This window comes from Pseudomonas sp. ICMP 561 (assembly GCF_002699985.1).
Lineage (GTDB): Bacteria > Pseudomonadota > Gammaproteobacteria > Pseudomonadales > Pseudomonadaceae > Aquipseudomonas > Aquipseudomonas quasicaspiana.
On sequence record NZ_LKBT01000013.1, the window covers coordinates 85621 to 108431 of the forward strand.

General features: G+C 58.2%; 19 protein-coding genes. 8 read left to right on the forward strand and 11 right to left on the reverse strand.

The features are described from left to right. The first annotated feature begins 40 nt into the window (after positions 1-40). Entirely contained in the window at positions 41-1981 is a 1941-nt protein-coding gene (locus AO242_RS12920) for a putative bifunctional diguanylate cyclase/phosphodiesterase (RefSeq protein ID WP_373562219.1), read from the forward strand. A gap of 110 nt (positions 1982-2091) precedes the next feature. Here AO242_RS12920 and AO242_RS12925 read toward each other — a convergent pair whose 3' ends face one another. Beyond that, on the reverse strand, positions 2092-3039 hold the full coding sequence (locus AO242_RS12925) for a LysR family transcriptional regulator (RefSeq protein ID WP_099269025.1): 948 nt from the start codon (positions 3037-3039) through the stop codon (positions 2092-2094). A gap of 277 nt (positions 3040-3316) precedes the next feature. Here AO242_RS12925 and AO242_RS12930 point away from each other — a divergent pair, with 277 nt between their 5' ends. The 3 genes from AO242_RS12930 (at position 3317) to mmsB (ending at position 7229) form a co-directional block, all read left to right on the forward strand. After that, the gene (locus AO242_RS12930) at positions 3317-4645 is read left to right on the forward strand and encodes an MFS transporter (protein WP_099269026.1); all 1329 of its coding nucleotides are present in this window, start codon (positions 3317-3319) and stop codon (positions 4643-4645) included. 36 nt (positions 4646-4681) lie between these two features. Further along, positions 4682-6208, forward strand: coding sequence for a CoA-acylating methylmalonate-semialdehyde dehydrogenase (locus tag AO242_RS12935; protein WP_099269027.1), 1527 nt, complete (start codon positions 4682-4684; stop codon positions 6206-6208). 133 nt (positions 6209-6341) lie between these two features. After that, a complete protein-coding gene (gene mmsB / locus AO242_RS12940) occupies positions 6342-7229 on the forward strand; it encodes a 3-hydroxyisobutyrate dehydrogenase (protein ID WP_099269028.1) in 888 nt (295 codons plus the stop codon). Positions 7230-7708: 479 nt separating this feature from the next. On the opposite strand, the gene AO242_RS12945 is transcribed toward mmsB, so the two are convergent. The 7 genes from AO242_RS12945 to argH all read right to left on the reverse strand — a co-directional run bounded on the left by AO242_RS12945 (position 7709) and on the right by argH (position 15048). Beyond that, entirely contained in the window at positions 7709-9073 is a 1365-nt protein-coding gene (locus AO242_RS12945) for an MmgE/PrpD family protein (RefSeq protein ID WP_099269029.1), read from the reverse strand. 202 nt (positions 9074-9275) lie between these two features. Beyond that, positions 9276-10178 (reverse strand): polysaccharide deacetylase family protein, encoded by a 903-nt coding sequence (locus AO242_RS12950; protein ID WP_099269030.1) that lies wholly within the window; start codon positions 10176-10178, stop codon positions 9276-9278. Further along, positions 10171-11019: a polysaccharide deacetylase family protein gene (locus AO242_RS12955; protein WP_099269031.1), complete on the reverse strand. Its 849-nt coding sequence runs from the start codon at positions 11017-11019 to the stop codon at positions 10171-10173. The genes AO242_RS12950 and AO242_RS12955 overlap by 8 nt, the downstream gene beginning before the upstream one ends. Before the next feature lie 59 nt (positions 11020-11078). Next, a complete protein-coding gene (locus AO242_RS12960; RefSeq protein WP_027901630.1) occupies positions 11079-11915 on the reverse strand; it encodes an ABC transporter substrate-binding protein in 837 nt (278 codons plus the stop codon). Between the two features lie 28 nt (positions 11916-11943). Next, a complete protein-coding gene (locus AO242_RS12965; protein WP_099269032.1) occupies positions 11944-12708 on the reverse strand; it encodes an amino acid ABC transporter ATP-binding protein in 765 nt (254 codons plus the stop codon). A gap of 18 nt (positions 12709-12726) precedes the next feature. Next, positions 12727-13602, reverse strand: coding sequence for an amino acid ABC transporter permease (locus tag AO242_RS12970; protein WP_099269033.1), 876 nt, complete (start codon positions 13600-13602; stop codon positions 12727-12729). Positions 13603-13620: 18 nt separating this feature from the next. Continuing rightward, the gene (argH, locus tag AO242_RS12975) at positions 13621-15048 is read right to left on the reverse strand and encodes an argininosuccinate lyase (protein WP_099269034.1); all 1428 of its coding nucleotides are present in this window, start codon (positions 15046-15048) and stop codon (positions 13621-13623) included. A 176-nt stretch (positions 15049-15224) separates the two neighbouring features. Between argH and AO242_RS12980 the strand changes: the two genes are divergently transcribed. Next, positions 15225-16196, forward strand: a complete 972-nt coding sequence (locus AO242_RS12980; protein ID WP_099269035.1) for a LysR family transcriptional regulator — start codon at positions 15225-15227, stop codon at positions 16194-16196. Positions 16197-16269: 73 nt separating this feature from the next. Here the strand turns inward: AO242_RS12980 and AO242_RS12985 are convergent, their stop codons facing one another. After that, entirely contained in the window at positions 16270-17241 is a 972-nt protein-coding gene (locus AO242_RS12985; protein ID WP_099269036.1) for a LysR family transcriptional regulator, read from the reverse strand. Between the two features lie 120 nt (positions 17242-17361). Here AO242_RS12985 and AO242_RS12990 point away from each other — a divergent pair, with 120 nt between their 5' ends. The 3 genes from AO242_RS12990 (at position 17362) to AO242_RS13000 (ending at position 20517) form a co-directional block, all read left to right on the forward strand. After that, positions 17362-18138 (forward strand): class II aldolase/adducin family protein, encoded by a 777-nt coding sequence (locus AO242_RS12990; RefSeq protein WP_099269037.1) that lies wholly within the window; start codon positions 17362-17364, stop codon positions 18136-18138. Beyond that, the gene (locus AO242_RS12995) at positions 18135-19061 is read left to right on the forward strand and encodes a 2-hydroxyacid dehydrogenase (protein ID WP_099269038.1); all 927 of its coding nucleotides are present in this window, start codon (positions 18135-18137) and stop codon (positions 19059-19061) included. Before AO242_RS12990 ends, AO242_RS12995 begins: the two co-directional genes overlap by 4 nt. A 205-nt stretch (positions 19062-19266) precedes the next feature. Beyond that, on the forward strand, positions 19267-20517 hold the full coding sequence (locus AO242_RS13000; RefSeq protein ID WP_099269039.1) for an OprD family porin: 1251 nt from the start codon (positions 19267-19269) through the stop codon (positions 20515-20517). A 74-nt stretch (positions 20518-20591) separates the two neighbouring features. Here the strand turns inward: AO242_RS13000 and AO242_RS13005 are convergent, their stop codons facing one another. Both AO242_RS13005 and AO242_RS13010 read right to left on the reverse strand, forming a co-directional pair. Beyond that, positions 20592-21533, reverse strand: a complete 942-nt coding sequence (locus AO242_RS13005) for an NAD-dependent epimerase/dehydratase family protein (RefSeq protein WP_099269040.1) — start codon at positions 21531-21533, stop codon at positions 20592-20594. 177 nt (positions 21534-21710) lie between these two features. Next, the gene (locus AO242_RS13010) at positions 21711-22613 is read right to left on the reverse strand and encodes a LysR family transcriptional regulator (RefSeq protein WP_099269041.1); all 903 of its coding nucleotides are present in this window, start codon (positions 22611-22613) and stop codon (positions 21711-21713) included. Positions 22614-22811 lie beyond the last annotated feature (198 nt).

The window sequence follows — 22811 nt, forward strand, 5'->3', positions numbered from 1 at the left end:
TGGTCGGTTATAACTGGTTGAACTTTCAGAGCCACGCCTGATGAATAAATCCTTGTTCGCCAATTTGCGAGCGCTCATGTCTGTGCCTCAAGACAACCCTGGATTGGTCAAAGCCCAATACATCGCGTTGTCCCGGCAACTGCCGATGATGTACTTCATCCTGCTGGTCAATACGCTGGTGCTGGCGGGTACTCATTACTCAGCTGCCCCGGCCTGGCTGGCGGTTTATTGCCCGCTGGTCATGACGGTATTCGGTGTTATCCGCGCCGTGGAGTGGTGGCGTACGCGTACACGCACTGCCAGCCCGGCACAGATGCTGACCGCCCTGAAACGCACAAATCGCCTGGCGCCACTCGTTGCTGCGGGCTTTACAGCCTGGTCGCTGGCGCTGTTTCCTTATGGCGACAGCTACGGTCAGGCTCATGTCGCCTTCTTCATGGCGATTACGGTCATCGCCTGCATCTTCTGCATGATGCATTTGCTTCCTGCGGCGCTGGCAACCACGGTCGTGGTCAATACGGCGTTCGTGGTGTTCTTCGCCTCGACCAACAACATCACATTTATTGCGACCGCGATTGATGTCGTGCTGGTTTCCATCGCGATGCTCGTGATCCTCAAGGCCCAGTACGGCGACTTCAAGCGACTGGTCAACATGCAGGCCAGCACTGAAAGGCTCAGTAACGAGAACCGCCGCCTTGCCAATATGGACAGCCTGACCGGCCTGGCCAATCGTCGACAGTTTTTTTCTTTGCTCGACATCTTGCTTGAAGAAGCTCGGGTACAGGATGCGCGCCTGGCGGTCGGCTTGATCGACCTGGACGGCTTCAAACCGGTCAATGATCTCTACGGCCACAGCATTGGCGACAAGCTGCTGTATCAAGTGGGCCAACGTTTGACGGGTTTATTGAACGATGGCGTGCATCTGGCTCGACTGGGCGGAGACGAATTTGCGTTGATCATGACCGATGCCAAAAGCGACGAGCAGTTGCGCGCTTTCGGTGAGCTGATCTGTGCACGGATGCGTGAGCCTTTTCTGTTGGTGGATATTCCGATCCAGATCAGCGCCTCTATGGGCATCGCAACCTTTCCCGATCTCGCTGTCAGCGAAACCGAAGTTTACGAATACGCTGACTACGCGCTTTACCAAAGCAAGCGCAACCGACCGGGCACGGTGTGCATGTTCTCCGGTGTACATCGTCAGCAACTGAGTCAGCAGGGTTTGACCGAACAAGCGCTGCGCAGGGCGAACCTGAATGAAGAGTTTCACGTGGTGTTCCAGCCCATCGTCGATATTCATAGCCAGCGAACCGTCGCGTTCGAGGCACTGGCTCGCTGGCGGAGTCCTGAGTTGGGGAATGTGCCGCCCAGTGAGTTCATTCCCATCGCCGAACGTATCGGCATGGTTAACCGCTTGACCGTGCCACTGTTGAGCAAGGCGCTGGAGGCGGCATCGTCCTGGCCTGCCGGTATTCGCCTTTCGTTCAACCTTTCCGCCCATGATTGCGGGTCGGAGGAGGCTGCTCAGGTTATTGTCCAGGCCATCAAAGACAGCGCGTTCGATCCGTCGTGTCTGGATCTGGAAATTACTGAAACCGCGGTGATTCAGGACCTTGCCCAGACCCAGCGGGCCATCGGGCTGTTCCGCAGTCTAGGCTGTGGTATTTCCCTGGATGACTTCGGCACCGGGTACTCAAGCCTGAGCCAGATTCATGCGCTGTCACTGACCAAGCTCAAAGTTGACCGTACGTTTGTGACCGACATCCACCTCAACCCTGCGAGCTTCAAAATCGTCAAATCCCTGGTCGCGTTGTGCCAAGACATGCAGCTTGAATGCATCGTCGAAGGAGTTGAAACGGCAGCAGAACTGGGCGCACTGAGGAGCCTTGGCTGCATGTCCGCACAGGGCTACCTGTTTTCGCGACCGATACCGCTGGAGGAGATTGGAGGGTGGTTCGAGCATGAGCAGGTTTCTGCGGCCTAGTTCCTGATTCAAAAGCCTCTGTAGGAGCTGCCGAAGGCTGCGATAGCGGCGTGTCAGGAGTAAATGCTTCGCAGCCTTCGGCAGCTCCTACGGGTATTCGGTGGACATGACTATTCTGCAAACATCACTTCCCGCGACCGCCCCAGCAGCAACCCCTGATTCAACTCCGTCACCTCCCGAATGTAATCCCACAGCACTGTAATCCGCTTGAGCTTGCGTAGATCCTCCCTGCAGTACATCCAGAAGTGCCGGGTGATGTTCACTTCTTCTGCCAGCACCGGTATCAACCGAGAATCCTGAGCGGCAAGAAAGCACGGCAAAATCGCCACTGCACGGCCTTGCAGCGCAGCGAGGTATTGGGCGATGACGCTGGTACTGCGTAACTGAGCCTGAGCGCCGGGGAGCAGGTTGCTGAGGTAAAGCAGCTCCGAGCTGAAGGCCAGATCGTCTACGTAACTGATGAAAGTATGCTCGGCCAGATCCGCCGTGCTGTTGAGCGGTGTGTGGCTGTCCAGGTATTCCTGAGTCGCGTACAGGCGCAGGTTGTAATCGCACAATTTGCAGCACACATAAGGCCCATGCTCCGGTCGCTCCAGGGCAATGACGATATCGGCTTCGCGTTTGGACAGGCTGATGAAGTGCGGCAGCGGCAGGATATCCACCGAGATGTCGGGGTAGTCATCCAGGAAATGGCTAAGCTGCGGCGTAATGAAAAAACTGCCGAAGCCCTCGGTACAGCCGATGCGGATGTGCCCGGACAATGCCAGGCCTGAGCCCGAAACCTGCTCGCAGGCCAAATGCAACGTACTTTCAATGGATTCCGCGTAGCCCAGCAATCGCTGGCCCTCGGCGGTCAATACGAAACCGTTACCGCGAGACTTTTCGAACAGCAGCGTCCCCAGCGAATTCTCCAGCGACGTGATTCGCCGCGACACCGTTGTGTAATCCACTGCGAGGCGTTTGGCAGCACTGCTTGCCTTGCGGGTACGGGCCACCTCAAGGAAAAACTTCAGGTCATCCCAGTTCAGACTGCTCAGGGAGGTGATGTTTTTTTGCATGTTGGTTCTGCTTTTATGTGCGTTCTTGTTAGAAGTTTGCACATCTATACTCCGATGCAGCCGGTAAACACAGAGCCTGTTGGAATGAATCTGTAGGAGCTGCCGAAGGCTGCGATGGCGGTGTGTCAGGCTTTACGTCTCGCAGCCTTCGGCAGCTCCTACAGGGAATGGATTTCGAAACACGAGGATTGAATTGCCCTAGAGCGTCACCCTGCAACCCCAGGCAACACCCCCACGACATAACACCCTGCACAACAATAAATAAGCGGAGGAGTTTATGAAGGACGCACTCACGGCGGACGCTGGCGCACTCGATGCCGGGCCCGCGAAAAAAGCCAGATCCTATCGCCTTGCCGGTGCCGCGAGCATGGCGGGCACGACCATCGAGTGGTACGACTTTTTCTTGTACGGCACGGCTGCCGCGCTGATCTTCAACAAAATCTTTTTCCCTGCACTGGACCCGATCAGCGGCGTTTTGGCGGCATTTGCCACCTACGCTGTGGGCTTTCTCGGGCGGCCACTGGGCGGGATCATATTCGGGCATTTCGGCGACCGCATCGGGCGCAAATCCATGCTGCTGATGACCCTGATGATGATGGGTATTCCGACGATCATCATCGGCCTGATCCCCACCTATGAACAGATCGGCTATTGGGCGGCGCTGATTCTGGTGGTCATGCGCTTTCTGCAAGGCATGGCGGTGGGAGGCGAGTGGGGCGGTGCGGTGTTGATGGCCGTCGAACATGCGCCTGAAGGCAAAAAAGGCTTCTACGGCAGTTTGCCGCAAACCGGTGTTGGTGCAGGCCTTGTATTGGCAACGCTGGCCATGGGCATGGTCGCCAAATTGCCCGAAGAAGACATGCTCAGTTGGGGCTGGCGGCTGCCGTTCATTGCCAGCATCGTGCTGCTGGGCGTGGGATGGCTGATCCGTCTGAAAGTGCCGGAGTCGCCGGACTTCGAAAAGCTCAAGAAAGACAAAATTGCAGTCAAGGTGCCGCTGCTCAAGGTGCTGCGTGAACACCCGCGGGAAACCCTGACGATCATCGGCGCACGGACTGCCGAGAACGCCTGGTTCTACATGTCAGTGACCTTCGCCCTGGCGTACGCCGCCAATCAGTTGCAGATCCCTCGTGCCGACGTCCTCAACGCGATTACTGCGGGTGCAGCGCTGTCACTGATCACCATGCCGTTTTGCGGCTACCTCTCGGACAAGGTCGGCCAGCGCCGGTTGTACTTCGCAGGTTTATTGCTGCTGTGCGCGTTTGCCTATCCGTTCTTCGCGATGCTCGGCACCCGCGAACCGCTGTTGGTCTGGTGGGCGATGGTGCTGGCGGTGGGGGTGGTGTTCCCGATTCTTTATGCCCCTGAATCACTGCTGTTCGCCCGACAATTCCCTGCAGAAATCCGCTACAGCGGCATTTCGGTGTCGGTGCAACTGGCGGGTGTATTGGGCGGCGGGTTCGCACCGATGATCGCCACCAAACTCCTGGCTTACGCCGATGGCAGCCCGCATTACGTGATCGTTTATCTGGTGGGTATGGGCGTTGTGGCGTTGTTCTGCACCGCGCTAATGAAGCGCGATCCGCCTCGACACAGGGTGTCCTGAGCGAGTCCTGAATAACTGTTTGATTAGGAGATTTTCATGAACGCTTCCCCGAACAACAAGGACAACACCGTGGATCGAGTCAAGCTGCTGATCAATGGCGAGTGGGTTGAATCGCAAAGCACCGAATGGCACGACATCATCAACCCGGCGACCCAGCACGTGCTGGCTCAAGTGCCGTTTGCCACGACCGGCGAAGTGGATGCCGCCGTGGCTGCCGCGCAGAAGGCTTTTCAGACCTGGCGTCATACGCCGATTGGTGCGCGGATGCGCATCATGCTCAAGTTGCAGGCGTTGATTCGTGAACACTCGTCGCGCATTGCGGCAGTGCTCAGCGCCGAACAGGGCAAGACCATCGCCGATGCGGAGGGCGATATCTTTCGCGGCCTGGAAGTGGTTGAACACGCCTGCTCCATCGGTAGCCTGCAAATGGGCGAGTTCTCCGAGAACGTCGCAGGCGGTGTTGACACCTTCACCTTGCGCCAGCCCTTGGGCGTCTGCGCGGGCATCACACCGTTCAACTTCCCGGCAATGATCCCGTTGTGGATGTTCCCGATGGCCATCGCCTGCGGTAACACCTTCGTGCTCAAGCCCTCCGAGCAGGACCCGATGTCGACCATGTTGCTGGTCGAGCTCGCTGTAGATGCGGGTGTTCCGCCGGGCGTTCTCAACGTGGTGCATGGCGGTAAGGAGGTTGTGGATGCCATTTGCACCCACAAGGACATCAAAGCTGTTTCCTTTGTGGGTTCTACCGCCGTCGGCACCCATGTCTATAACCTGGCCGGTCAACACGGCAAGCGCGTGCAGTCGATGATGGGGGCCAAGAATCACGCAGTGGTGCTGCCTGACGCCAATCGTCAACAAACGCTGAATGCCTTGGTCGGTGCCGGGTTCGGTGCTGCCGGTCAACGCTGTATGGCCACTTCAGTGGTGGTATTGGTCGGCGCGGCGAAGCAATGGCTGCCGGACCTCAAAGCCCTGGCGCAGCAACTCAAGGTTAACGCCGGTAGCGAGGCGGGCACCGATGTTGGGCCGGTGATTTCCAGGCGCGCCAAACAGCGGATTCTGGACCTGATCGAAAGTGGCGTGCGCGAAGGGGCGAAGCTCGAACTGGACGGCCGCGACATTAAGGTGCCGGGTTTTGAGGACGGTAACTTTGTCGGGCCGACGCTGTTCTCTGGTGTCACTACTGAGATGCAGATATACACCCAGGAAATCTTCGGTCCGGTGCTGGTGGTGCTGGAGGTCGACACGCTGGATCAGGCCATCGCGCTGGTCAACGCCAATCCCTTTGGCAATGGCACCGGCCTGTTCACCCAGAGCGGCGCGGCGGCGCGCAAGTTTCAGAGTGAGATCGACGTTGGGCAGGTGGGGATCAACATCCCGATTCCGGTGCCCGTGCCGTTCTTCAGTTTCACCGGTTCACGCGGTTCCAAACTCGGCGACCTCGGCCCTTACGGCAAACAGGTGGTGCAGTTCTACACTCAGACCAAGACTGTCACCAGTCGCTGGTTTGACGATGACAGTGTGAATGACGGGGTGAATACCACCATAAACCTGAAGTAGAGATAAGCCGTAGGACCGGCTTTAGCCGGGAGGGCGATATTCCTCACGAAGAAAATACGGCGTATGCACCGGCCTCCTCCCGGCTAAAGCCGGTCCTACGGGTCGATGCAACATTTCATGATGGAGAACAACAATGAAAATCGCATTCATCGGCCTGGGTAACATGGGCGCTCCGATGGCCCGTAATCTGCTCAAGGCCGGGCATCATCTGCATCTGTTCGACCTTAACACCACCATCCTCAATGAGCTGGCTGCATTGGGCGGGCGTATCAGCGAATCGCCGAAACATGCCGCTCAGGGAGCTGAGCTGGTCATTACCATGCTGCCCGCCGCGGCCCATGTGCGCAGCGTGTACCTGAACGAAGACGGCGTGCTCGCAGGCATCGGTTCAGGCGTGCCAGCCGTGGACTGCAGCACCATTGATCCGCAGACCATTCGCGACGTTGCGGCTATCGCGGCGAAGCAGGGCGTCAGCCTCGGTGATGCGCCGGTATCGGGCGGTACCGGAGGCGCGCAGGCGGGCACATTGACCTTCATGGTCGGAGCCAGCCACGAGCATTTCGAAACGCTCAAGCCGGTGCTGACACAGATGGGCAAGAACATCGTCCACTGCGGTGACATCGGCACCGGGCAGATCGCCAAAATCTGCAACAACATGCTGCTGGGCATCACCATGATCGGCGTTGCTGAAGCCATGGCATTGGGCGATTCGCTGGGCATCGACACCGAAGTGTTGGCGAAAATCATCAACACCTCGACAGGTCGCTGCTGGAGTTCAGAGATGTACAACCCATGGCCAGGCATCGTCGACACCGCGCCTGCTTCCCGAGGTTATACAGGCGGCTTTGGTGCGGAGCTGATGCTCAAGGATCTGGGCCTGGCAACCGAAGCGGCACGCGTCGCCCATCAACCGGTAATCCTTGGCGCAGTGGCGCAGCAGCTGTATCAGGCGATGAGCTTGCGAGGCGAGGGCGGCAAGGACTTCTCGGCGATTGTTGAGGGGTATCGCAAGAAGGTATGAAGCCTTGGTAGGAGCGAACTTGTTCGCGAGGCGGTGGTGCAGGCGCGAAAACTCTTTTGGTTCACAGAATCTCTCGCGAACAAGTTCGCTCCTACCGATTAGTGCCGTGTCAGGTGCTCAGCGCTCTCGCAACCAGTTGTATCAAGCGATGAGCTTGCGGGGCCGGGGCGGCAAGGAAGGTATGAAGCCTTGGTAGGAGCGAACTTGTTCGCGAGGCGGTGTTGCAGGCGCGAAAACTCTTTTGGTTCACAGAATCTCTCGCGAACAAGTTCGCTCCTACCGATTAGTGCCGTGTCAGGTGCTCAGCGCTCTCGCAACCAGTTGTATCAAGCGATGAGCTTGCGGGGCCGGGGCGGCAAGGAATGTATAAAGCCTTGGTAGGAGCGAACTTGTTCGCGAGGCGGTGTTGCAGGCGCGAAAACTCTTTCGGTTCACAGAATCTCTCGCGAACAAGTTCGCTCCTACCGATTAGTGCCGTGTCAGGTGCGTGGTCGCAACAGGTCCAGCATCTCCTGCAGATCAGTTATGTGCTGCAGGTTCATGCACAGTTCGCCCAGATGTTCTGCCTGCATGGCGGGAAGGGCGCGGTTGGCCAGCGAGCTGTATTTCGCCCAGAGTTCGCCATCGCCGATCGGGTTCAGCGGGCCGCCCAATGGGGTTTTTATTTGCAGGGTGGCGCTGCGTCCATCTTCGCTGACAAGCGTGACATACGGCTCATCCAGCGGTGCGAGGGATTCATCGACCTGCATCTGTATCTTCTGCATGAATCCCTTCACGGCCGGTGACGTGCGCTTTATCTCTTCGTACGCATCCAGCCCCGCGTGACCCAACAAACAGCGCACGGCCAAGGCGTAGGGCAAGCTCATTTGCGCAGCGGCCAGGGTCTGCGTGTCGATGCCCGCGCACATGTCCACCAGAAAGGCGCTGGCGTTGACCTGAATGGACGCGACGTGATCGGCGTTGATCTGCATTTCGTTCAACAGTTGGCCAATGGCATCGATGGCCGAGTGAGTACCACGGCACGCCGCATAGGGTTTGATCGAGCAACGCGCCAGTTTCCAGACCACGCCCAGATCATCGGTCAGCGCCTGAGGCTGGGCCGTGTCCCGAGCGAGTGTGCGCAGAAATCCGCCCCATACGTCGTCGAACACCTGTGTCGGCCCGGTAAAGCCTTCACGCGCCAGCAACGCAGCGAGTACGCCACCTTCGGCGGGGCGTCCGGCGTGGAGCTTTTTGCTGTCAGCGCCGTCGTGGATGAACGCCCACAAGCCGCCACTCATGCTGGCCGCCAGACCCAGTGCCGAGCCCGTCTGCTGTTCATCAAGTTTGAGCAATCGAGCACAGGCCGCAGCCGCGCCAAATACTCCGCAGGTGCCGGTGGAATGCCAGCCTGCTTCGTTATGTGGGGAATACCCTCCACAGGCCTCCAGCACCCGGCGCGCCACGTCGTAACCGAGCACCATGGCCGTGAGCAGTTCCTGGCCATCGGGCATTGGCTCGCACAAGGGCAATACCGCGAGCATGGCCGGGACGACGACCGCGCCTGAGTGATCGCAGCCACCGGCGTCATCCAGCTCCAGCGCGTGGGCGGCGATGCCATTGATCAGCGCTGCGTTTCGCGCTGACAACCCATAGTCGGCACCCCAGATCACCGATGCGCCTTCTGCCTCGCTGGCGTTCATCGCGCGCAGCGCATTCTGGGTCAGCGGAGCTTGCGACCCGGCCAGCGCTGCACCCAGAGTGTCGAGCAGATGCTGCTTGGCTTTGACGACCAGCGCTTCGGGCAGCTCATCGAATGAGGTGCGGCAGATGAACTGGCTGAGGGTTGCGACGGCGTTGGTCATAAAGAGAGGCTCATAAATTGGACGTTACCGCGATTTGGGTAGGCTCGGGTGCCATGACACCGCGCTGTCGCGAAGCAAACACTGGGACTGTAGGAGTGAGCTAGCTCGCGATTCGGTTTTTTGGTCAGCGAATTTATCGCCTGAATTGACGCTATCGCGAGCAAGCTCACTCCTACAGGTTCGATATATGCCGATGTAAATCTCAGGCTTTTTGGACTTTGTTGTGCCGCTCAAACACTGCCGCCGGGTGATCCTCAGGCACCTTGCTGTGATTGCCACTCCACCAATCCGCAACTTCCTCGGCAGTCGCAAACCACACATCCGGTTGGGCCTTGAGCCAGGTCAGCAGCTCCAGCAACAAACCACTTCGACCGACCGTGCCGAGGGTTTCGGGATGCAGGCGCAACACGTAGCACAGGCCGAAACGATGGAAGCCATTGAAGTCATGCTGCCAGTTTTTCAGCACCTCGGCGCTGGAGCCAATGCGCGCCTGGCTGACCGGCACCGCAGGCGCCAGGTTGAAGGCGAAGTACGGCTCGTCCTCCAGTTCGCAATGCAGCGGCAGTTCAACCAATGGTGCCGAGTCAACCTGCGTCGCTGGATGCAAATAAGGCAGGTCATCGCCAGACCACGAGGAGGACCATGCGATACCTTCTGCACGCATTGCATCAACGAAGCCCGGCGCATAACTGCCTGCGGGCGCACGAAAGCCGCTGGGACGCTGACCTGTCATCTCGGCAATCACCTGGCAGCCTTGCTTCAGAGACGCGTGTTGCCCGGCAAGATCGAGTTGTGAAAAATCTTCATGGCGATAGCCCGCACAGGCGATTTCGTGGCCTGCTGCATGAATGGCCTGAATCACTTGTGGGTTCTCCTCGGCGACGATACCGGGGATGCACCAGGTCGATGGCAGGTTCTGATCCGCAAGAATCTGCAGTACCCGCTGCACACCGCGTGTCGTGCCGTAGCGCCAGACCGACAGGCTCTTATCGCGCCCGGCAATCGCTGGAACCTGAGTCAGGATGCCGTGAATGTCGTTGTAATCAAATGTGATGACCACTGCGCAACGATAAGGCGCGGGCCAGACGGATCTGGATTCAGTCATGCCGATGCTCCTTGAGCCAGAAGTTGGCGACATCGTTACAGGTGGCAAACCAGACGTCCGGGTGACTGTGCATGTGCTCCAGAAATCTCTCAAGAATGCCGATGCGCCCTGGCTTGCCGCTGATCTTGGGATGGAACAGCGTGGTCATGCACAGACCTTCGCGATAGGTGCCGTCGAACTCGCGACACCAATTGTCCAGCGTCTGGTCGTAACTGGCGATGCGGTCGAGCCCGGCAGGGTAATTCGGCGCACGGGTGTAGGCCAGCGAGGCGTAGTCATCCAGTTCCCAGCGGCCGGGGATTTCCACCAGTCCGTTTGGCTGACCGGGCACTTCGATGAAGTACGGGCGGTCATCGCCGCGCATGCTGCTGGAGTAGGTCACGCCGCAATCCATGAGCAAGGCGGGTGTTTCTTTGTGCCAATCGCCTGAAGGCGTGCGGAAACCTGTGGCAGTGATGCCCAGATAGCGCTTGAAAATGTCGGCGCTGATCTTCATGACGCCGCGCTGGGCTTGCAGGTCCAGGGCGAAAAACGATTCATGACGATAGCCGTGATAAGCCACTTCGTGGCCGTGTTCGATGATTGCCTGGCATTGTCTGGGCCAGTTCTCCACGACCCAGGACGGGACGAAAAAGGTCGCCGGTGTCGCGTGGGCTTTGAGCATGTCCAGCAGACGCGGCAGTGCGCGATAGGGGCCGTAGCTGCCGAAGGTGAAGTATTCCGGTTTCTGCCAGATCGAGCCGTCGAGCATGGCGGCACCGGTCGGGCCATCCAGATCGAAGGCCAGGGCGACACTGGCACGGGCGTTGTTTGGCCAGCGCAGATCGTTAGAGGCAAACATGGGGAGTCTCCGCCTGTGTGAATATCACCCGCCCGGTCCCTGGGCGAGTGCAATCGCGCTTACTTGGCGCCGTTCAAGACAGCTTGTTCGACTGCGCCATTCTTGAGCTGCCACTTGCCGAGGATCTGCTCGTAAGTGCCGTCTTTGATCATGTCGTTGAGGGTGGCGATGATCGCGGTGCTCAACTCGGCGTTGTGCTTGGCAACGCCCAGGCCGGTCAACTGACGCGACAATGGCTCACCGATGACCTTGAACACGCCTGGCTCCTGGCCCTGAATGTACGGCAGGGTTTCGCTGCCTTGCACGGCGGCGTCCAGTCGCGACTGGCGCAGTTGCGCACGGGCATCGGCGCTGCCTTCGGTGCCAACGACAGTGATGGCTGGTTTACCGATAGCAACACAGTTCACTTCACTCCACTTGGCGATTTCCACCGGGAATGTGGTGCGACGGCTGGTGCCGATTTTCTTGCCGCACATGTCGGCAGTGGTCTTCAAATCCTTCTGGGATTCGAGTGTGTAGAACTGCGGGCCGGTGCTGAAGTAGTCAACGAAGTCTACAGTCTGCTGGCGCTCAGGCGTGTCGGTCATGCCCGACAGCACGATGTCGATACGGTTGGTTGCCAGACCGCTGACCATTTGTTCGAAAGCGGTTTCCTGCCACTTGATCTCGACACCCAGACGCTTGGCGATCTCGGTGCCCAGGTCGTAATCGACGCCGGTCAGTTTGCCGGTTGCAGGATCCTTGAAGTCCATCGGCGGATAGTTCGGAGCGATACCGGCGGTAATGTAGCCCTTGTCCTTGATGGATTTTGGCAACACGTGAGTGTCGGCTGCCCAGCTCGAAACCGAAATCAGGGCGGACAGTACGGCGGTAGCGGTAAGCGCGAAAGTTTTCAAATCGGACATCCTCAGCAAGGGTTTGAGTTCAGTTCAAAACGGCAGCAATAAAATCCTGGGTGCGTGGGTTGCGCGGGTTCATCAGCACGTCTTCGGGTGCCCCCGTCTCTATGATTTGCCCCGCATCCATGAACACCACGCGGTTGGCCACTTCCCGGGCAAACCCCAGTTCGTGAGTGACCACAATCATGGTCATGCCGCTCTTGGCCAGGTCACGCATGACCGACAACACTTCGCCGACCAGCTCGGGGTCGAGGGCCGACGTCGGCTCATCGAACAGCATCAGCTTGGGGCGCATTGCTAATGCGCGAGCGATGGCAACACGTTGTTGCTGACCACCTGAAAGCTCGATGGGATAAGCATTGGCCTTGGCTTCCAGGCCTACGCGCTTGAGCAGTTCCATGGCCAGTTCCCGGCAATCTTCAACGGGTTGACGCAGCACCTGCGACGGCCCTTCGATGATGTTTTCCAGCACGGTCATGTGGGCGAACAGGTTGAAGCGCTGAAACACCATGCCGGTCTTGAGCCGCTGCTTTGCGATTTGTACGTCGCTCAGTTCCACCAGCTTGTGGCCGTCGGTACGGAAACCGAGGATTTCGTCATCCACCCACAAGCCGCCTGCATCGACCTTTTCCAGCTGGTTGATGCACCGCAGCAACGTGCTTTTGCCCGAGCCTGACGGGCCGATGATGCACAGCACTTCGCCGTGGGGGATTTCCAGATTCACGTTCTTGAGCGCCTGGAAGTCGCCGAAGAACTTGTTGACGTCTACTGCTTTGACGATGTTCAACATGATTGCGCCTCCTGGGGCTCAGTTACGTTTGCCAGCGCCGCGGGCGAAGCGTTTTTCCAGTCGGCTCTGACCCAGGGTCAGGATGGTCACGACCGCCAGATACCAGATGCCGGCCACGATCAGCAGCTCCATGACGCGGGCGTTGGCGTAGTAAATGTTCTGTGCGTTGTGCAGCAGTTCCGAATACTGAATGACGCTGGCCAGACTGGTCATCTTCACCATGCCGATGAACTCGTTGCTGACCGGCGGGATGATGATCCGCATGGCCTGAGGCAGGATGATCCGGCGCAATGCTTGCAGACGCGGCATGCCGATGGACTTGGCAGCTTCGTACTGGCCGCTGTCCACTGACAGCAGACCGGCACGCACCACTTCGGCTGTGTAGGCACCCTGATTGATGCCCAGGCCCAGCAGCGCTGCCGCAAATGGCGTGATCACCTCAACGGTCTTGAATTCGAACAGACCGGGAATGCCCAGAGTCGGGAAGATCAACGCCAGGTTGAACCACAGCAGCAATTGCAGGATCAGCGGTGTACCGCGAAACAGCCAGGTGTAACCCTGAGCCACATAGCGCAGCAGCGGGTTCTGCGACATGCGCATCACCGCCACGATCACCCCGAGCACCACCCCCAGCGCCATGGCCAGGATGGACATGATGATGGTGTTCAACAGGCCGAACATGATCGATTCGGCGGTCAGAAATTGCCGCACGAAACCCCATTCGATATTGCCGTTGATAAAGGCGTGAACCAGGCCGATCAACAGCACCACGATCAGTGTCGCTGAGGCATAACGACCGTAGTAACGACGTGGCACAACCTTGTAGGTCGAAATGTCGTACTTGGCCGCGAGTGAAGCGCGCTCGGCGCTCGCTGAAGCTTGAGGCTTTGACATGGAATGCTCTCCGTTGAATCAGCCGCGCGGACCCGCGTAGTCGAGTGCCCATTTTTCCTGTGCGACCAGTTGCGCTTTGAACCGCTCGATCTGCTCGGCCACCCGTACCGGCGACGTTCCGCCCCAGCCGCTGCGCGCCGCCAGTGCCGCTTCCAGCGTCAGTGCGTCGAGCACTTCTGGCGTCAGGCGTGAGTCGGTTGCGGCCAGTTGTTGGGTGCTGAGTTCTTCCAGGCCGATATTGTTTTCTTCGCAGAGCTGCACCAGCTTGCCGGTGATCTCGTGCGCTTCCTTGAACGGTACGCCGCGCACGGCCAGCCAGTCGGCAACTTCAGTGGCGAGGGTGAAGCCCAGTGGTGCCTGACGCAGCAATTCGTCAACGCGCACCTTCATGGTCTGGACCATGCCCGCGAAAGCAGGCAGCACCAGGTGCACGGTTTCCAGGCTGTCGAGAATGGCGTGTTTGTCTTCGCTCAAATCGCGGTTGTAAGACAGCGGCTGAGCCTTGAGCACGGCCAGAATGCCGGTCAGGCTGCCGATCAGCCGGCCTGATTTCCCGCGGGCCAGTTCGGCGATATCCGGGTTTTTTTTCTGCGGCATGATCGAGCTACCGGTGGCGTAACCGTCGTCCAGTTCGATCCAGCGGAACTGGCGGGAAGTCCACAGGCAGAACTCTTCGGCCAGTCGCGAAATGTTGATGCCGAGCATGCTGCTGCAGAACAGGAATTCCGCGACGTGGTCGCGGCTGGCGACGGCGTCGATGGAGTTTTCGCAGGGGCCGCTGTAGCCCATTTCTGCCGCCGAGCGCTGCGGATCGCGAGCGATGGCCGAGCCTGCCAGAGCGGCCGCGCCGAGTGGCGACAGGTTGAAGCGTTTGTCCCAATCCTGCAGGCGCTGGATGTCACGATGAATCGCCTGAGCGTGCGCCATCAGGTGATGGGCGAACACGATCGGTTGCGCTTGTTGCAAGTGAGTAAAGCCCGGCGCGATGGTGTTGATGTGCTGCTCGGCTTGCGAGACCAACGCCTTCTGCAATTCGAGAATCGCCAGGGTCATGACCCGCACCTGATCACGCAGGAACAGCCGCATGTCGTTGGCCGACTGGTCGTTGCGCGAACGGCCTGCACGCAGTTTGCCGCCCAGCGTGCCAAGGCGTTCGGTGAGCAGGCGTTCGATGAAGGTGTGTACGTCTTCGTCGGCAGCAATCGGTTCGATGTTGCCCGCGGCGAAGTCCACGTCGATGGTGCGCAAGGCTTCGATGATGCGTGCGGTTTCGTCGGCATCCAGCAGTCCGGCGCGGTTCAGCTCGTTGGCATGCGCCTTGGAGCCCGCGATGTCGTACGGCGTCAGGCGAAAGTAGGCGCGTGGGGAACGGGACAGGTTGGCCATGGCTTCGGCAGGGCCGGTCTTGAAACGTGCGCCCCAAAGGCGATCAGTGGCGTCAGACATGTAAATTCTCCGTTGGCACGTTGATTGCTCCACCCTGAACAACAGCGTGTTGTGCGATACGAACTGCGATGTGAAGATCGCGGGGCGAGCAAGGAATAAGTGGACTTACACTTAACGTTGAATTGATCAATTGAGAGGGATGCTAGAAAAAACCAACGCGCGGGGAAATGTTTTAAATGGCAAGTCAACTTACTGAAACTGGAAACCTGCCAAAAAGAAGTGGTGAAGCGGCGATGTCAATGGCCAGTGCCATGGACTTGAAACTCTTCAAGGTTTTTAGGGCAGTGGTTGAAGCGGGAGGATTTACCGCTGCACAGGTAGAACTGAATATCAGCCTGGCGGCAATCAGTAAGCAGATATCGGATCTTGAAATTCGACTGGGCATGCGCTTATGTACGCGAGGGCGGGAAAAGTTCTGCCTGACCGAACAAGGCAAGATTATCTACGACGCCAGCCTTGACCTGTTCATGGCGCTGGACAACTTTCGTGACCGCCTCGGTAATGTGCGTGGCGAGTTGCTTGGCGATTTGAATATCGCCGTCATCGATAACACCGTTTCAGACCCCGACTCTCCTTTGGTGGATGCCCTGAAAGCCTTGCAGATAAAGGCTCCAAAGGCAAAGGTGCGGCTAAATGTGGCACCGCTGGACGAGATCGAGCAAGGCATTCTGAAAGGCCGTTTTGCGGCCGGTATCGTGCCCGTGTATAGCGGTAAAGATGACTTTCAAGTGATCCCGCTGTATGACGAAGTGTCAGAACTTTACTGCTCGAACAGGCATCCATTTTTCGCCATGAGTGACGAAAGTGTCGATGAGAAGTGCCTGTCGGAAGCAGAGTTCGTCGAGCACGCTTATGCCGTTCATGCGGGCAAGTCGACATTGATGAGCCAGCGCGAAGTGACAGCTGTGGCCACTCAGGTTGAGGCCGTGGCGATCATGATAAAGACCGGCCGTTATCTGGGTTATTTACCCGTTCATTGGGCCAGAAGTTATGTCGAGCGTGGGGATATGCGCTCTATAAAGAGGCAGAAATTCTCCATAGCCACACCGTTTAAACTGTTGTACAAGCAGCAGGTTCCACGCAACCCTTTGTTGGATGTTTTCCTCGAAATAATGCAGGAAAGTTCCAGCGCTAATAACCAGAGCTAATAAGGCAACAACTAGTGCGCGCTACTGGTGCATGTTACGGAAGTACCCGGTTACCGCGCACCGGAACGGAACATCAAGGTGCGGATTGGCGATCAGTGGTCGTTTCGCGCAGGCGTTGGAGGAATACTGATTCGGCTTTGGTCAGGCGTTGCTCCAGATTCCACAGCAAGTTGATATCCACAGAACCCACACCTTCTTCAGGCGGCAAGCGCCACAAACGGCCGGTTGCCAATTCGTTCTGGCAGATGTGTTGCGGCAGGCATGCGATGCCAAATCCCGCCAGTACCAGACGTAAGACTTCCTGTGTATTGGCGGACGAAGCGACGATTTGTCCGGTGAGTTTGTGCAGGTCACGAAACTCGGCCAGCGACGACAGCGTGCCCCCCAGCAGATCCCCGGTGAAAATAATCAGTTGCTCGTTGCGCAGGTCGGCGAGGGTCAAATCGTCGCGCCCGTATAAAGGATGCTCGTCGCTGCAATAGAACGCGTAGTGCTCCTGAGTCAGGCATTGCTGGCCGAGCCAGGCGGGCGCTGTGCGGTTGACTGCCAGGCCGAAGCTGGCGGTTTTCTGGGACAGCGAGCTAAGGATCGCGTCGCTGGATTGCACGTCGATTTCCAGGGTGATGCCGGGATAGTCGCGGTGCAGTTGCGACAGAAACTTATCGTAGGCGGGGCAGCGAATTCCGCTCACCGTCAGCATCCGCACTTTGCCTACGACCTGATCGCTGCTGCGCTCCAGTGCCGCGTCCAACTGGGTGAAATGGCTCTGCACTTCCGCTGCTACGCGCAGCGTTTCAATGCCCGACTGGGTCAACAGAAAGCGCGGCCCGCGGCGTTCGATCAGCGCAGCACCCAGTTGCTCTTCAAGACGCTTGATCGCTTGACTGACGGCGGGCTGGGACAGGTGCAGCCTTGCGGCGGCGCGGCTGATGCTCAGCTCTTGCGCGACGACTTGAAAGGTACGCAACAGATTCCAGTCCAGCCGCTCGCCCAGCGACCGCGAAGACGGACGAGGAATGGCTACCGGGCTTGTCGATTGAGTCACTGCACAGCCTTTATTGGTGAAAAAAATAATGAATATAAGCAATGGCGAATTGAACTGCTTTGCCCTTTGCTCTTAAAAAGGCTGCACAAATTGCGCCATGACCTTTTGATGGAACCCACGATGTCCGCTCCCGCCAGCCACGATCGGCTACCGCCGCACATGCCCGAGACCGAACGCAACGCCCGCTGCGAACTCGCCGCGCTCTACCGTTTGCTGGCTCACTACCGCATGACCGACCTGATCGATACGCACATTTCCTTGCGGCTGCCGGGCGACAGCGGACAATTCCTGATCAATCGCTATGGCACCCTGTTCGAGCGCATGAGCGCCAGCACGCTGGTGAAGATCGATAGCGAAGGTAACGTCGTCGACGAGTTCTACCCCGAGCACCGCGTCAACCGTGCGGGCTTCGTTATCCATTCTGCGATTCATGCGGCGCGCCCCGACGCGCACTGTGTGATTCATACCCACACCGCGGCAGGCATCGCCGTGTCGGCGCAGCGGGCAGGGTTGCTGCCGTTGAGTCAGCACGCATTGAAGTTCTACAACCGTCTGAGTTATCACACCTACGAAGGTATTGCGGTTGATGTCGCAGAGCGTGAGCGTCTGGTGGCCGACCTGGGCAGCAACAACGCGATGATCCTGCGCAATCACGGCCTGTTGGTCGCCGGTGGTTCCACGGCCGAAGCGTTCGCCAATATTTACTTCCTGGAGCGAGCCTGTCAGGCGCAGGTTCAGGCGCTGGCCGGTGGCGTCGAGTTGGTACAGCCAGACCCGCACATCTGTGAGCACACCGCGCAACAGTTCGAAGCCGACGACAGCGAAGGCATAACCGAACTGGCCTGGCAAGCGGCATTGGAACTGATTGCCAGCCAGCGTGACGAGTACTGTTCATGAAGCCTCTGGTGTTGCTTGGCACAGGCGGTGGCCTGGGACGTGTTCGTGAAAATCTCCTGGCGCTGGACCCGTCACTGACGATTCTGCGGCCGGGCGAAGCCGGTGCGCAGGGCGCTGAAGTTGCACTCTGTTGGAACCCGTCGCCAGGCGATCTGGGAATGTTTCCCAAGCTGCGTCTTATTCATTCCATTGCTGCCGGTGCTGATCAGATCTTCAAGGATCCAAGCCGACCCGCGCATGTTCCGGTCTGTCGCATCATTGATCCGGACCATCGACTGGGCATGATCGAATACGTTCTATGGGGTGTGCTGCACTATCACCGTGGCTTTGATCAGATGCTGAAAAATCAGGCCCGCGTGGTCTGGCATCGACCCGGGCAGCAACCGGCCAAGCAAACCCGAGTGGGCGTTATGGGGCTTGGCGAGCTGGGGCGCGCCGTTGCGGTGCAACTGGCCGGGCTGGGTTTCGATACCCGCGGCTGGGCCCGTCGTGCGCAGCAGGTTGAGGGCGTAAAAACCTTTCAATTGGCTGAATTCAATGAGTTTTTGCAGGATCTGGACATCTTGGTCTGTTTATTGCCTCTTACCACAGAGACAGTTGGCATTCTGAATAACGAGACCTTCGCGCCCATGACGAAAGGCTCGGTCATCATCAACTGCGGTCGCGGCGAACACCTGCGCCGCGACGACTTGTTAGCCGCGCTGGACAGCGGTCAATTGCGTGGCGCTTTGCTGGATGTATTCGAGCAGGAACCATTACCCACGGACGACACATTCTGGCGCCATCCGCAGATAGGCGTGACGCCGCACATTGCTTCATCCGCTTCCTACGAAGTGATAGCTGAACAGATTCTTGGAAACCTGAAACGCCTTGATGCGGATTTACCCTTGGCGAATCAGGTCAACCCGGAACAGGGCTACTAGGGAGAGTAGTAACAAGCCAGACCTGGGTTGGGGGCTTCTTGGGGAGAAGAAGCCGGGACTGGTTGTGTGTGGGAACAACGGCTTGATCTATAAGAAATGCCATCGCGAATGTATTGGCAAAGGAAACAACCCCTTCTGAATCTGCCAATAAATATCCGCTCGCCCAACGAAGGCAGGCGGATGCGATAACCAACGGAGCGCAGTAATGAATGTTAGCAAGCTAAGTGTCATTGCCCTGGCAGTGGCAGCGGGATCTGTGCAGCCGGTTTTTGCTGATTCGCAGGCAGACGCTACGGGTTTTCTGGAAGGCGCCAAGTTGAACGTCAAGGCGCGCAACATGTACATGAACCGCGACCAGCGTGCTCGCAACTCAGGCGACACCGGCGAAGAGTGGGCGCAAGGCTTCATCGGCAACTTTGAATCCGGCTTCACTCAAGGCACCATCGGTTTTGGTCTGGATGCGATCGGCATGTACGGTCTGAAGCTGGATACTGGCGATGGTCGCACTGGCCGCGGTACCGGTTTGCTTGAGCAGGAAGATGGCGGCACCCATGCCAAAGACGGCTACGGGTATGCTGGCGCTGCGGTCAAAATGCGCGTTTCCAAAACCGTGTTGAAGTTTGGCGACCAGATCGTCAACAACCCGGTCTTCGCGACGTCTGACAGCCGTCTGTTGCCGGAAACGGCTCAAGGTCTGTTGGTCACCAGTAACGAAATCGACAATCTGACCCTGCAAGGCGGTCACTTCACCTCGCTGAAAAGCCGTAACTCGAGCAACCACGACAGCGGTGGCCTGGATGTCATCAACTTCGGTGGTGGCTTGTACAAGTTCAACAAGAACCTGTCGGCCAGTGCTTACTACTCGAACGTTGAAGACGTATGGCGCAAATACTACGGCAGCCTGACTTACGCTTTGGCGTTGTCGCCACAGGACGTCGTGAAGTTCGACCTTAACGGTTACGACACCAAAAGCATCGGCGCTGAAGAGCGGGGCGTTTACGACAGCACTATCTGGAGTTTGACGGCGTCCTACACCCTCGGTGCGCACACCTTCCTGGTTGGCCGTCAGGTGGTGAATGGCACCAACAACTACGATTACGGTGTTGACGGTAACAGCACGATCTTCGTCGGCAACTCGGTTCAGTTCTCTGACTTCAACCATGAAAACGAGAAGTCCTGGCAGGCGCGCTATGACTTGAATATGGCGCTCTACGGCGTGCCGGGCCTGAGCTTCATGACGCGTTATGTCATGGGTTCCGATGCGACCACCGCGACCCGCGACAATATCAACGCATGGGAGCGTGATATCGAAGCCAAGTACGTTGTCCAGTCTGGCCCGGCCAAGGACCTGAGCTTCCGTGTGCGTAACGCGACCTATCGCAGTGGTGCTTCGGACTTCAACTCGAAAGTCGACGACACTCGTCTGATCATCGAATACCCGATCAGCATCTTGTAACGCATTTCGATCCCCATCGAAATATGGCCCGCCCCGGATTCATCCTCCGGAGCGGGTTTTTTATGGGCGCGTGTTCAAGTGTTCAATGTGCGGTAATCACGACCGCTTTTGATCAGCGCATCAATGGTTGCCAGGGGCGGGGTCCAGCCGAGCAGGCGACGCGCTTTATCCGAATCAACCACCAGCGATGCACACAGCGTGGAATACATAGGGCCTTTGCCCAACAGCCTTGCCCCGCGACGCAATAACGACGCAGGCACAGGCACCAGCCGGGCTGAGCAGCCCATTCCATTGGCCAGGTGCTTCACCAACTCAGCGGTCGAGAGGTCAGCGCCGTCCGAAATCAGGAACAGTTCGTTGGCAGCGGCAGGGTGTCTGACACACAGCGCGATGAAATCCACCAGATTCTCTAAGGCAATTATGCTGCGCCGGTTATGAATGGCAGCAAACGGCATAGGCACCCCGGAGCGAACCCACTGCATCAACTTCGAAAAATTCCTCGGCGCATGGCCCGCGTAGACCAGTGGTGGACGGATGATCACCAGGTCCATGGCTGTGCCGTGTAACAGCTTTTGCAGCGCTTGCTCCGCTTCGAGTTTTGACCGTGCGTAATCATCCGTCGGAGCGGGCAGGGATATTTCGTTGAAAGGGGCATGGCGGGTTGTCGAGCCATTGACGCCGACCGAGCTGATGAAAATGAAACGTTGCGTGCCCGCAGACAATGCTTGCTGCGCCAGGGCCAGCGTGCCGTCGACATTGGTGCTTCTGAGTTCTTCCAGCGTACTGCCGCGGGTGGCGAGATGGGCTGCAACATGGATAACCGCATCAACGCCTTGCAGGGCGGCTGACCAGTCGGTCGCGGCATTTGCGGTGCCTACTTCAATCAGTGGTGCCACCGACGGCTCAGGATTTTGCTGGCGGGTCGAACCTGTCACCTGGTATTGAGGCTCTGTAGCAAGCCTGTGCAGCAATGCTTTACCGATAAAACCTGTTGCGCCTGTGACGAGTATTTTCATGGTTTTCCTGATGTGCCGTTAGCTATTGCTGCAATCAGGATAGTAGGGGGATTGGGGACTGCTGACGGTTGAAGAAAAAAGCCCCGATTGTGCCTGCTACAAAGAACTGTAGGAGCGCACGAGCACCTACAGATCCAGTGTTTTCCGTGGGGCAGCACCTCCTGCCTGAAGTGCGCTTCAATTCGGGGCCTGTTCGCCTTTCATACTCAACGCCGCCAGCAATACCGCCACATACCCTGGCAATGCGGCGAAATCCACCGCGCACAGGAGCAATTGCCGGTCGGCCCATGCGTCGCTCAATGGCACACTTTTGAAGGTGTGCGGCCCTTGCCAGCGTTGCACCGCGGCTTGCGGCACTATGCTCAATCCCGCGCCATGGCTGACCATCCGGATCGCTGCGTCAAAGCCTTCAGCTCGCACCCTGATGCGCAGTCGTTTACCAAGATGCAACGCTTGTGCTTCCAGGTGCAGGGCCAGGGCACTGTTGGCCGACAGACCGACGAATTCATAATCCAGCGCCTGGTTGAAATGCAGTTTTGGCTCGCGCTGCAACGTGTGATCGAGCGGCATGATCAGGCTCAATGGATCCGCTCGAAACGGCCGGGTCTGCAGGTCACTGGCGTCGACGGCGTCGGAAATAATCCCGATGTCGGCCGTGCCATTGCGCAACGCATGAAGGATGCGCAGGCTGGGCTGCTCTTCAACATCAATGTCGATGTGCGGATGGCTGACCAGGAAGTCCGCGAGCAGTTCTGGCAGATGCTCGCTGAGGGTTGAGCTGTTGCACAGCAGGCGCACTTGTCCCTTGAATCCCTTGGCATAGTCCGCGAGATCAAACTGCATGCGCTCGACCTGTTGCAGGATAAGCCGTGCGTGCTGCGCCAGCGCCTTGCCCGCAGGCGTGGGCGTAACGCCGCGCCGGCCGCGTTCCAGCAGAGGAATATTCAGTGACGTCTCAAGCCCCCGAATGCGCGCACTCGCTGATGCCAGCGACAGATGACTGCGTGCCGCTCCGGCGGTGATGTTGCCGCTTTCCAGCACATTCAGGAACAGGCGTAGATCAATCAAATCGAAGTGCATGTGGGTTTTTCCGGTGTGCGCGGTCAGATGCCCAGCGCCGCCCCTGTAGGAGTGAGCTTGCTCGCGATAGCGGTCTGCCAGTCACATATCTTGTGACTGACAAGATGCTATCGCGAGCAAGCTCACTCCTACAGGTTCGTTGGTTGCCAGAAGACAGCGCGGGGCTGAAGCACTATCAGAACAGCCTCCGGTTCTGCC